We start from the raw sequence: 11,506 nt of genomic DNA, 5'->3' as shown, positions 1-11,506 counted from the left end.
CACCATGTCAACGACGACCGTCACCACCAAGACCATTCAGCACTTCATTAACGGTGCCGAAACCTCAGGCACCGGCACCCGCACCCAGCCCGTCTACAACCCGGCCACCGGCGCCGTCTCCGCGGAGCTGCGGCTGGCCAACCGGGCAGACCTGGACGCCACGGTCGCCGCCGCCCGTGCCGCCGCCGATTCCTGGGGCGATATTTCCCTGGCCAAGCGCACGGCCGTGCTGTTCAAGTTCCGTGAGCTCGTCGCGGCGCACGTGGACGATCTGGCCGAGCTGATCACCGCCGAGCACGGCAAGGTCCTTTCCGACGCCAAGGGCGAGATCGGCCGCGGCCTGGAGGTCATCGAATTCGCCTGCGGCATCCCGCAGCTGCTCAAGGGCGACTATTCGGACCAGGTCTCCACCGGCATCGATGTCTTCTCCTTCCGCGAGCCGCTCGGCGTCGTTGCAGGCATCACCCCGTTCAACTTCCCGGTCATGGTGCCGCTGTGGATGGCCCCGATGGCGATCGCCACCGGCAACGCCTTCATCCTCAAGCCCTCCGAGCGCGACCCCTCCGCCTCCATGCTGCTGGCCAAGCTGTGGAAGCAGGCCGGCCTGCCCGACGGCGTCTTCCAGGTTCTGCACGGTGACAAGGAAACGGTCGAGGGTCTCCTGACCCACCCGGACGTGGACGGCATCTCCTTCGTCGGCTCCACCCCGATTGCGAAGTACGTCCACGAGACCGCCACCGCCCACGGCAAGCGCGTCCAGGCCCTGGGCGGGGCAAAGAACCACGCGATCATCCTGCCCGACGCCGATCTCGACAACGCCGCCGACCACCTGGCCGCCGCAGCCTTCGGCTCCGCCGGGGAACGCTGCATGGCGATCTCGGTCGCCGTCGCCGTCGGCGAGGCCGCCGACCTGCTGGTCAAGAAGGTTGAAGAACGTGCCCTGGCCGTCAAGGTCAACAACGGCACCGTGCCCGACGCCGAAATGGGACCGGTCATCACGCCGGCGTCCAAGGAACGCATCGTGCGGATCGTCACCGAAGCCGAAACCGCCGGCGCCGCCATGGTGGTGGACGGCCGCGACCTCGTCGTCCCCGGCCACGAGGACGGCTTCTGGGTCGGCCCCACCGTCCTGGACCACGTCAAGACCGAGATGACCGCCTACACCGAGGAAATCTTCGGGCCAGTCCTGGTCGTGGTCCGGGTGGAGGACCTCGACGCCGGCATCGCCCTGATCAACTCCAACCCCTACGGCAACGGCACCGCGATCTTCACCTCCTCCGGCGCCGCAGCCCGGAAGTTCCAGCGCAGCGTTACCGTGGGCATGATCGGCATCAACGTTCCGCTGCCCGTGCCGGTGGCCTACCACTCCTTCGGCGGCTGGAAGGCCTCGCTGTTCGGTGACAAGCACATCTACGGCCCCGAAGGCGTCTCCTTCTACACCCGCGGCAAGGTGGTCACCTCCCGCTGGCCCGAGCCCACCCACGCCTCGGGCGCCTCCTACAACTTCCCGTCCAACTAGTCCCCACCGCCACCCTCGCCTCGCAAGTCCCCACCGGCTCCCAGCCTTCGCAAGCTCAGGCAGGGGCCCTCGCCGGTGGGGCCCCACGGCTAGGGAACCCTGGCGGCGTGGGCCCACCCAACAACCGAGATCGACTGCTCCGCAACCGCCGTTTTGAGCGTCCAAAACGGCACCTGCGGAGCAGCCGATGAGAAGGAATGGAAATGACAGAGAACAAGCTGATCATCGGCACCGCGCCGGACTCCTGGGGCGTCTGGTTTCCGGATGACCCGCAGCAGACCCCGTGGGAACGTTTCCTGGACGAGGTGGCCGAATCCGGCTACAAGTGGATTGAACTGGGCCCGTACGGCTACCTCCCCACCGACCCCGCCCGCCTCGCCGAAGAGCTCAAGCAACGCGACCTGAAGGTCACGGCAGGCACCGTCTTCACCGCCTTCCACCGCGGCGCCCACCAGTACGACGAAGCCTGGGAGCCGGCCCGCAAGGTTGCCGAACTCACGGCAGCCATGGGAGGCGAACACATCGTGGTCATTCCCGCCATGTGGCGCGACGACGTCACCGGCGAGGCAGTCGAGAGCGGCACGCTTACCGAGAAGGCGTGGAGCGACCTCTTCGTCGGCCACAACCGTATGGGCAAGACCCTGTTGGAGGATTTCGGCCTGAAGCAGCAGTTCCACTCGCACGCGGACTCCCACGTCGGCGCGCAGGAGGACATCGAAACCCTCCTCGCCGCCACGGACCCGAAGTACCTGAACCTGTGCCTGGACACCGGCCACGCCGAATACTGCGGAGCGTCCAGCCTCGACCTGATTAAGAACTACCCGGACCGGATCGGCTACCTGCACCTCAAGCAGATCAACCCGGACGTCCTCAGACAAGTCAACGAGGAAAACATGACGTGGGCCGCCGCCAACCTGGCCGGCGTGATGACCGAGCCGCCGAACGGCCTGCCGGACCTGCGCGCCGTCATCGAAGCCGTTGAGGCGCTCAACCGCCCGATCTTTGGCATTGTGGAACAGGACATGTACCCCGTGGCCTTCGACGTCCCGATGCCGATCGCCAAGCGCACCCGGAACTACCTGCTCTCCTGCGGCTCCCGCACCGCCGTCAACTAGACGTCCACTAGACGTCAACTAGAACTGAGGACAAGACCATGACAAAGACCCTCCGCGTAGCTGTCATCGGCGCCGGCCGTATGGGCGCAGACCACATCCAGCGGCTCAACACCCGCATCCACGGCGCGGAAGTTGCCGCCGTCGTCGACGTCGACCTCGCCCGGGCGCAGGCCGCCATCGAAGGAATCCCGGGCGCCGTCGCCCTCGCCGACGCCGAGGAGGCCCTTAGTAACGGCGACGTCAACGCCGTGCTGATCGCCACCCCCGGCTTCCTGCACGAGGACATCCTGCTCAAGGCGATTGCCAAGGACATCCCGATCCTCTGCGAGAAGCCGCTCACCCCGGATGCCGAGACCTCCTGGAAGATCGTCGAGGCCGAGCAGAAGCTGGGCCACAAGCGCATCCAGGTCGGCTTTATGCGCCGCTTCGACGCCGAATACGCCGCCCTCGGCAAGATCATCCGCGACGCCGAGCTTGGCGAACTGCTCATGCTGCACCACCAGCACCGGAACCCCACCACCCCGGCCGGCTTCACCAACGAGATGCTGATCAACGACTCCGTGGTGCACGAATTCGACGCCATCCGCTACTTCACCGGCGAGGAAATCACCTCGGTCCAGGTCCGCCTGGGCAAGCCCACGCGGAACGCCCCGGCCGGGCAGCACGATCCGCAGCACGTGCTGATCGAGACCGAGTCCGGCGTCCTGGCCGACGTCGAGATCTACGTCAACGCGAAGTTCGGCTACGAAGTGGCCACCCAGGCTTCCTTCGAGGACGGCATCGTCAGCATCGGCGGCGACAAGGGCCCGTACACCCGCAGCAACGGCCACTGGGGCGGCAACATCACCCCCGGTTTCGAGGAGCGCTTCGGGGCTGCCTACGACGTCGAAATCCAGTCCTGGGTCGACGCGGCCCTCCGCGGCGAGATCGGCGGCCCCACCGCCTGGGACGGCTACGCCACGGCCGCCTGCTGCGAGGCCGGCGTCGAGGCGCAGAAGAACGGCGAAAAGGTTGCGGTGAAGCTCAACGCCAAACCCGCGCTCTACAGCTAGAAACCCTTCCGGCCGGCCGCCTTCTATTACACAGAGGGCTGCCGGCCGGCCGCACGCCCGTCCACAATGGCCAGATCCACAATGGAGTGTTCCCGTGAAAATCGCCCTTGACCCCACGCCGTTCCACCACAGCCACGGACTCCTGGAGTTCCCGCGCGTGGTGGCAGACCTCGGCTACAAGTACATGCAGATGACCCCGCATGCCGATTTCATCCCCTTCTTCAACCACCCGAAGGCCGACGACGAGCTCGTGGGCAAGCTGAAGGCGGCCTGCACGGACGCGGGAATCGAAATCGCCTCGGTGCTGCCCGTGCTCCGCTGGTCCGGCCCGGACGAGGACGCCCGCGAGGCCGCCGTCCGCTACTGGAAACGCGCCATCCAGATCACCGTGGACCTGGGCGTCAGCACCATGAACACCGAATTCAGCGGCCGGCCGGAGAAGGCCGAAGAGTCCGAACGGGCCTTCTACCGCTCCATGGAGGAACTGCTCCCCATCATCGAACGCGAAGGCATCGATCTGCTGATCGATCCGCACCCGGATGACTTCGTCGAGGAAGGACTCGCCGCGATCCGGGTGATCCGCGGGCTGAACTCGAAGAATGTGGGACTGGTCTACGTGGCCTCGCACAGCTTCCACATGAAGAACGAACCGCTGGAGATCATGCGGGCCGCCGGGGACAAGCTGCGCCTGGTGCACGTCGCGGACACCATGGACCACCACGCCTCACATGGCCTGCGCTACATCACCAACCCGCCCGGCAACCCCGTCCGGGTGCACCAGCACCTGAAGATCGGCGACGGCGACGTCAACTGGGACGAGTTCTTCGGCGGACTCAAGGAAATCGGCTTCCTGGACCGCGAGGACACCGTCATGGTCTCCAGCGTCTTCGCCGAGGACGACAACGCCGCGGAGGTCTCCCGTTACCAGCTGGAGACGATGACGCAGCGCGTTGAGAAGGCGAGCCTATGACGTCGCCTGACACAACGTCCCCTGACAAAGCGGAGCCTGACACAACGTCGCCCGGCACAACACTCACCGACGCAGCTCCGGCCGGTGGCCCGACCGAACCCGATGCCCGGGAAGCGGTCCGGAGAACCGGCGGAGCATCGAATCCCAAGAGATTCATGCGGCGCGTGGCGCTTTTCTCCACCTTCGGCGGGCTCCTCTTCGGCTATGACACCGGCGTCATCAACGGCGCCCTGCCGTTCATGCAACGGGACCTCGGCCTCACCCCGCTGACCGAGGGGCTCGTGACCTCCACGCTGCTCTTCGGCGCGGCGTTCGGCGCCATCTCGGCGGGCCGGCTCTCGGACCGCTTCGGCCGGCGCAGGACCATCATGGGCCTCGCCCTGATCTTTGCGGTGGCCACCATCGCCTGCTCGCTCTCGCCCGGCACCGGGATGCTTATCGCCTCCCGCACCCTGCTGGGCCTCGCCGTCGGCGGGGCGTCGGTAATCGTTCCGGTCTACCTTGCGGAAATGTCCTCGGCGGCCCAGCGCGGGCGAGTCGTCACGCAGAACGAGCTCATGATTGTCACCGGGCAGTTCCTGGCGTTCACGTTCAACGCCGTGCTGGGCAACGCCTTCCCGGAGGCCTCCCACGTCTGGCGGTGGATGCTGGTCATCGCCACGCTGCCCGCCGTCGTCCTGTGGCTCGGCATGCTGCTGCTGCCCGAAAGCCCGCGCTGGCTGGCGTCGGCCGGCCGCTTCGGTGAAGTCCTTGACGTGCTGCGCCGGACCCGCGCCGGAGAGGACATCTCCACCGAGTTCGATGAGGTCCGGCAGGCCGCCAGGGAGGATTACCAATCCAAGCTCGGCACGTTCCGCGATCTTACGGTTCCGTGGATCCGGCGCATTTTCGTCGTCGGGCTGGGCATGGCCGTGATCAACCAGATCAGCGGCGTCAACGCCATCATGTACTACGGCACGTCCATCCTCTCCAGCTCGGGCTTCGGTGACCAGGGCGCACTGATCGCCAACGTCGTCAACGGGGTCACCTCGGTGGTAGCCGTCGTCGTCGGGATGTCCCTGATGTCGAAGTTGCCCCGGAAGTCCATGCTGATTGCCGGCCTGATCGGCACGGCATCGTCCCTGCTGGCCATCGGCATCATCTCCATGGTCCTCCCGGAGAGCACCCTCCGCGGCTACCTGGTGCTGCTGTTCATGGTGACATTCCTGGCCTCGATGCAGTCCTGCATCGGCACCGTGACGTGGCTGACGATGGCTGAAATCTTCCCGTTGCACGTCCGCGGCATTGGCATGGGCATCTGTGTCTTCGTGCTGTGGATGATCAACTTCCTGATCGGGTTCTTCTTCCCGCAGATGGTGTCCTGGATCGGCGTCTCGGTGACGTTCTTCATTTTCGTCGCGATCCAGCTGGCAGCGATCGTCTGGGTGAAGCGCGTGGTCCCGGAGACCCAGGGCAAGAGCCTGGAGGACCTTGAACACTTCTTCAAGCACGCGGCCGTGAAGCAGCCCGCCACGGTGTAGCTCCGCAAGCAGACAGCCCCGCCCCGCGATCGTCGCGGAGCGGGGCTGTCTGCGTTGTAGCTCTTGCGGCGGGTGCGGCCCTAGACCCGGGCGTGCAGCCGGGGGAGGGCGTCCACCAGCGGTGCCAGTTCCGGGACTTCCTGGGCCTCGGCCAGCGCCCGTTCCAGCGTGGCGTCGTGCACCGGCCGGCTCTGCTCGAGCAGTGCGATGCCGCTGGGTGTGAGCTCGGTGTAGATTCCGCGGCGGTCATCCGCGCAGAGGATCCGGGTGAGCAGCCCGCGGTCTTCGAGCCTGTTGACCAGCCGGGTGGTGGCGCTCGCGCTCAACGCCGTGGCACGGGCCAACTGCTGCATCCGCATGTGCCAGCCGTCCTGCCGGCTCAGCGCATCCAGCACGGTGTACTCCACCACGGAGAGCTGCGCCTCGGCCTGCAGGGCACGCTCCAACTCGGCCTCGATCAGCCCGTGCAGGGCCGCCAGGGTCCGCCAGCCTTGTGCCCGGACCTCGACGGCGTCGTCCTTGATGCCCATCTGCTGCTTCCCTTCGGCTCGAGGGCCCGGCGGAGGTGATGCCGGACCCATCAAATAATAGTTGCTTGCGCGCTGTATCTGCTTGTGCAAGAATAAATAACGCGTCTGCAACTACTAGCTTACGCGCCATACTCCCTTCCGTACAGCTTTGTAAGGAGCACCTTCATGCCTGTTGGCCTGATAGCCCTAGCCCTTGGCGGGTTCGGCATCGGACTCACCGAGTTCGTCATCATGGGCCTGCTGCCGCAAGTGGCCGCAGACTTCCACGTCACCGACGCCAGCGCAGGCTGGCTCATCTCCGGCTACGCGCTCGCCGTCGTGGTCGGGGCGCTGGGCCTCACCGCCGCCGTGACGCGCTTCGAACGCAAACCGGTGCTGGCCGTGCTGATGGTGCTGTTCATCGCCGGCAACCTCGTCTCGGCCATCGCTCCCGACTACGGGACCATGATGGCCGGCCGCATCATTGCAGCGCTCTCGCACGGAGCGTTCTTCGGCATCGGCGCCGTCGTGGCCGCCAGCATGGTGGCGCCCAACAAGAAGGCCGGCGCCATCGCGATCATGTTCACCGGCCTGACGGCGGCGAATGTCCTCGGTGTCCCGTTCGGCACCATGCTGGGCCAGGCCGCGGGCTGGCGCTCCACGTTCTGGGCCATCACGGTGATCGGGGTCCTCGCCCTGGCGGGCATCGTGACGCTGGTCCCCAGGACCGGGTCGGGGGACGCTGCCGCTGATTCCGCCGCCAATTCTGCCGCCGGCAGCCTGCGCGGCGAGCTCCGCGCCTTCCGGTCCGGGCAGGTCTGGCTCTCCATCTTCGTCACCATCCTCGGCTACGGCGGCATGTTCGGCGCCTTCACCTACATCGCCTTTACCCTCACCGAGGTCACCGGATTCTCCGCCACCACGGTCCCGTGGCTGCTGATTCTCTTCGGCGTCGGACTCTTCATCGGCAACACCCTCGGCGGCAAGGCCGCCGACAAAAATGTGGACCGCACCCTGCTCGTGGTGCTCGCCGTCCTGGTGGTGGTGCTCGTGACCTTCGCCCTGACTGCCGGAAACCAGCCGATGACCATCGCGTCCATGGTGCTCCTGGGCGGCTTCGGCTTCGCCACGGTGCCCGGACTGCAGATGCGCGTCATGAAGTATGCCAGCAGCGCCCCCACCCTGGCCTCCGGCGCCAACATCGGCGCCTTCAACGTCGGCAACGCCCTGGGAGCCTGGATGGGTGGCGTCACCATCACCGCCGGCCTCGGCTACACCTCGCCGATCTGGGCGGGCGCCGGTATTACCCTGCTCGGCCTGGCCGTGATGGCGTTCGCGGCAGCCGCCGCGAAGAAGCGCGACGCCGGGCGGCCGGCCGACGTCGACAGCTCCCAGGCGGAGCTGCAGCCGGTCTAAGGCAAGCCGGCCTGGAGGGCTACCGGCCGAATTGTCCGGCCGCCGCCTGCGGGGGAGCGGCTGGCCTAACGGGCCATCGGCCCGGGCTGGGGGAGCGGCCGGCCTACCGGCCGAAGGGCAGCCGCGGGTCCAGGTCCTGGCCCTCCCACGTCTGGCGGATCCAGCCGTGGTGCGGATCGTCGCTGATGAGCCACTCGCGCACCGGGCCCGGGCCCGCCATGACATTGAGGTAGTACAAGTCGTAGCCGGGCGCAGCCATGGCGGGCCCATGCCAGCCATAGGGCACCAGGACGACGTCGCCGGTCCGGACTTCGGCCGCGACGTCGATGGGGCGCTCGTCGGAGGCGTAGACGCGCTGGTAGCCGATGGCGTCGTCGGGTCCCGGATGCTGGGGCGCCCCGGGCGTCACGCGGGTTTCGAAGTAGTAGATCTCCTCGAGGTTGGTCTCGCCGTCCTTTTCCTCGTCGTGCTTGTGCGGGGGATAGGAGGACCAGTTGCCGGCCGGCGTGAGGACCTCGCAGACGATGAAACGGTCTGCCTCCAGGGCGGCAGGGGTACCGAAGTTGTGAACCTGGCGGGAGCAGTTGCCCGCTCCGCGAAGTTCCACCGGCGTCTCGGCGGCCGTGATGAGGCGGGTCGGGTAGGAGGCCTTGGCCGGCGCGGTGGCAACTGCCACCCGTCCGCCGTCGGCCGAGGTGATGGTCGCCGCCTTGCCGGAACCCGTGTAGAGCACATCGCTGGGGCCGCTGAAGACACTGTTCCGGCCGGCCAGGGGATAGTCCTGGCCGTCCACGGTGGCCACGAAGGCGCCGTTGAGAGGGATCACAATTCGTTCCTCCGCCGCCGCGTCCAGCCCGACGCCGCCGCCGGCCGCCAGGGAGGCGACCTTCAAGCCGGTGTGCGCCCAGCCGTCCACCTCAAGTCCTGAATCGGACGTTCCGATGGAAATGTCCCACTTGCCTTCGGCGGCGGTGCCGAGCGGATAGACCCAGTTGGCCATGGAAGATGCCCTTTCGTTGTTGCGCCGGAGGGAGGCGCGGGTGTGACGGATTGGAGCCGGCGGCGCTCGTGGTGCGCTGCCGTGCGGGTGCGCCTCTTGCGAGGCGGCAAGATCTGAATGTTTAGTGCTGAATGTCCATCTCTGAGCGCCTAGCTCTGAACGCCTATCTCTGAACGAGCGTCATTTCAAAGCTGTAGGAATCTGCCCGGTAGACATGGTGGCCGGTTTCCACCATGCGCCCGGTGTCGTCCACGGCGGTGCGCTCCATGGTGACCAGCGCGGAACCGGGAGTGGTCTCGAGCAGCGGCGCCTGGTAGTCGTTGGCGATCATGGCGCCGATCCGCTGCGAGGCGAGGCGGAAGTTCACGCCGCCGTTGCGCAGGATCCCGTAAAGGCCCTGCGACGCCAGGAGCGCCTCGTCGATTGTGGTGATGTCGTCCCGCACCCAGTTCTCCATCAGGGCCAGCGGCTTGCCGCCCACTTTCCGGAGCCGGGTGAAGTGGTAGACCTTGGCGCCGGCGGGAAGCTGGAGCGTCGTCCGGATCGAGGCGTCCGCCTCAACGTGGGAGAAGCTGAGCACCTCGGTGGTGGGTTTGCTGCCGTTGTTGCTGAGGTCGTCGTAGAGGCTGGAGAGTTCCAGCGGGCGGCGGACCTGGCTGGACACCACCTGGGTGCCCACGCCACGCTTGCGGACCAGGAGGCCGGAGCGGACGAGTTCATCCATGGCCTTGCGCATCGTGGGGCGGGACAGGTTGAGCTGGGCAGCGAGGTCGATTTCATTTTCCAGCCGGCTGCCAGGCTCCAGCAGCCCGGTGTGTATCGCGGCCTCGATCCCCTGCACCACCTGGTGGTACAGGGGTATCGGGGAAGAGCGGTCGATCTGCAGATTTAGTTGATTCGCCACTGGGCGCGCTCCCTTGTGCTCCACGGCGGCCGATAGTGCCGGCCTGTCCGCGTATGTCAGGCATATGTTCACTAGATTGTTCGCTTGATAGGACATACTGCCTTTTTCTGATAGTAGCAGGGCTGCCGGAGCGAGCCAAGGGTCGTCTTCTGGGCCGCGGCAGAGCGGCCCGGCCGGCGGGCCCCAGAGCGTGCATGCCCGCGACTGCGGTCATTTCGTCGCGTAGCGTTACGTCAAAACATCCTAATGTCAGGACAAACTATTGACATCTGTGATTGAAGTCACCATGATCTGTTGTAGATGGCTCACGGACCGACGCGATGAAGCGACCGGCGTGGCCCGGGATCAAAGGAGATTAATCGTGACCAAGTTCTCGTGGCGGAAGGCGGCCCTCGCGGCGGCCGTTGTACCCATGCTGGCCCTGAGCGCGTGTTCCAGCACCGGCGGCAAGCCCGCAGACACAGGCAATGCGGCCGGCGGAGGCCAGGTCGCCTCGACGCCCCGCATCAAGATCGCCCTGATTACCCACGCTCCGGCCGGCGACACGTTCTGGGACACCGTCCGCAAGGGCGCCGAGGAAGCGGCGGCGAAGGACAATGTTGAACTCCTGTACACGGGGGATCCGGAAGCTGGCCGGCAGGCGCAGCTGATCCAGCAGGCTATCGACCAGAAAGTGGATGGCATCGCCGTAACCTTGGCCACGCCGGACGCGCTGAAGGACTCGCTGAAGAAGGCTACCGACGCGGGCATTCCGATTGTCAGCCTGAACGCCGGCGAGGACGTTTCGGCGCAGCTGGGGGCGTTCACGCACTTCGGCTCGAATGAGAAGATCGCCGGCGAGGCCGTCGGCACCCGGCTCGCGGCCGAGAACTTCAAGCACCCGGTCTGCGTGATCCAGGCACAGGGTCATGTGGGACTCGAAGCTCGGTGTGCCGGTGTGAAGGCCAAGGTGCCCGGGACGGAGATCCTGTACGTGAACGGCGCGGACATGACCTCGGTCGAGTCGACGGCGACCGCAAAGCTGCAGGCATCGAAAGACGCTGATGTCATCATCGGGCTAGGCGCTCCCATCACCCTGACCCTCCTGAAGTCCGTCGCGACCGCCGGAAGTTCGGCGAAGGTTGCCAGCTTTGACCTGAACAAGGAGCTGGCGCAGAAGATCGTCGACGGCAGTGTCCTGTTCACGGTGGACCAGCAGCCGTGGCTGCAGGGCTACGGCGCTGTAGATGCGCTGTGGCAGAACAAGCGCGGTGGATTCAAGATCGGTGGCGGCCAGCCCGTCCTGACGGGACCCGCGATCGTCGACAAATCAAATGCAGCCGATGTCCTGAAGTTCGCCGAACAGGGTATCCGCTAACAGCCCGCTGGCAGGGCCGGCCCCGCGCCGGCCCTGCAGCAAGGAGACATATTATGACCATCACCCAGACAAAGACACAGTCGCCGGCGCCCGATGAGCGCGTCGCCAAGCGTAGTCCGTTCCAGAAACTGCTCGGACGTCCCG

The 11,506-nt window shown here is 66.4% G+C and carries 10 protein-coding genes; 7 read left to right on the top strand and 3 right to left on the bottom strand.

The features are described from left to right. Positions 1-4 precede the first annotated feature (4 nt). From C8D78_RS17170 to C8D78_RS17150, 5 genes are all read left to right on the top strand, one after another. Complete coding sequence (locus C8D78_RS17170) at positions 5-1,519, top strand: CoA-acylating methylmalonate-semialdehyde dehydrogenase (protein WP_120955084.1); 1,515 nt, start codon at positions 5-7, stop codon at positions 1,517-1,519. 203 nt (positions 1,520-1,722) lie between these two features. Beyond that, positions 1,723-2,634, top strand: a complete 912-nt coding sequence (locus tag C8D78_RS17165) for a sugar phosphate isomerase/epimerase family protein (RefSeq protein WP_120955083.1) — start codon at positions 1,723-1,725, stop codon at positions 2,632-2,634. A 38-nt stretch (positions 2,635-2,672) separates the two neighbouring features. Beyond that, positions 2,673-3,686 carry a Gfo/Idh/MocA family protein gene (locus C8D78_RS17160; protein ID WP_120955082.1) on the top strand — a complete coding sequence of 338 codons (1,014 nt, stop codon included), beginning with the start codon at positions 2,673-2,675 and terminating at the stop codon, positions 3,684-3,686. 94 nt (positions 3,687-3,780) lie between these two features. Continuing rightward, positions 3,781-4,656 carry a sugar phosphate isomerase/epimerase family protein gene (locus C8D78_RS17155; protein WP_120955081.1) on the top strand — a complete coding sequence of 292 codons (876 nt, stop codon included), beginning with the start codon at positions 3,781-3,783 and terminating at the stop codon, positions 4,654-4,656. Beyond that, positions 4,653-6,176 carry a sugar porter family MFS transporter gene (locus C8D78_RS17150; protein ID WP_120955080.1) on the top strand — a complete coding sequence of 508 codons (1,524 nt, stop codon included), beginning with the start codon at positions 4,653-4,655 and terminating at the stop codon, positions 6,174-6,176. Before C8D78_RS17155 ends, C8D78_RS17150 begins: the two co-directional genes overlap by 4 nt. Positions 6,177-6,256: 80 nt before the next feature. Here C8D78_RS17150 and C8D78_RS17145 read toward each other — a convergent pair whose 3' ends face one another. Then, complete coding sequence (locus C8D78_RS17145; protein WP_120955079.1) at positions 6,257-6,706, bottom strand: MarR family winged helix-turn-helix transcriptional regulator; 450 nt, start codon at positions 6,704-6,706, stop codon at positions 6,257-6,259. Positions 6,707-6,871: 165 nt separating this feature from the next. Between C8D78_RS17145 and C8D78_RS17140 the strand changes: the two genes are divergently transcribed. After that, the gene (locus tag C8D78_RS17140; RefSeq protein ID WP_120955078.1) at positions 6,872-8,101 is read left to right on the top strand and encodes an MFS transporter; all 1,230 of its coding nucleotides are present in this window, start codon (positions 6,872-6,874) and stop codon (positions 8,099-8,101) included. A 103-nt stretch (positions 8,102-8,204) separates the two neighbouring features. Here the strand turns inward: C8D78_RS17140 and iolB are convergent, their stop codons facing one another. Together iolB and C8D78_RS17130 are read right to left on the bottom strand one after the other, a co-directional pair. Next, entirely contained in the window at positions 8,205-9,101 is an 897-nt protein-coding gene (gene iolB, locus C8D78_RS17135) for a 5-deoxy-glucuronate isomerase (RefSeq protein ID WP_120955077.1), read from the bottom strand. Positions 9,102-9,264: 163 nt separating this feature from the next. Continuing rightward, entirely contained in the window at positions 9,265-10,005 is a 741-nt protein-coding gene (locus tag C8D78_RS17130; protein ID WP_120955076.1) for a GntR family transcriptional regulator, read from the bottom strand. 361 nt (positions 10,006-10,366) lie between these two features. On the opposite strand from C8D78_RS17130, the gene C8D78_RS17125 reads away from it, so the two are divergent. Next, positions 10,367-11,362: a substrate-binding domain-containing protein gene (locus tag C8D78_RS17125; protein WP_120955075.1), complete on the top strand. Its 996-nt coding sequence runs from the start codon at positions 10,367-10,369 to the stop codon at positions 11,360-11,362. Positions 11,363-11,506: the final 144 nt, after the last annotated feature.

The sequence above is a fragment of the Arthrobacter oryzae genome, assembly GCF_003634095.1.
Lineage (GTDB): Bacteria > Actinomycetota > Actinomycetes > Actinomycetales > Micrococcaceae > Arthrobacter > Arthrobacter oryzae.
This window is presented reverse-complemented; position numbering and strand designations above follow the sequence as displayed.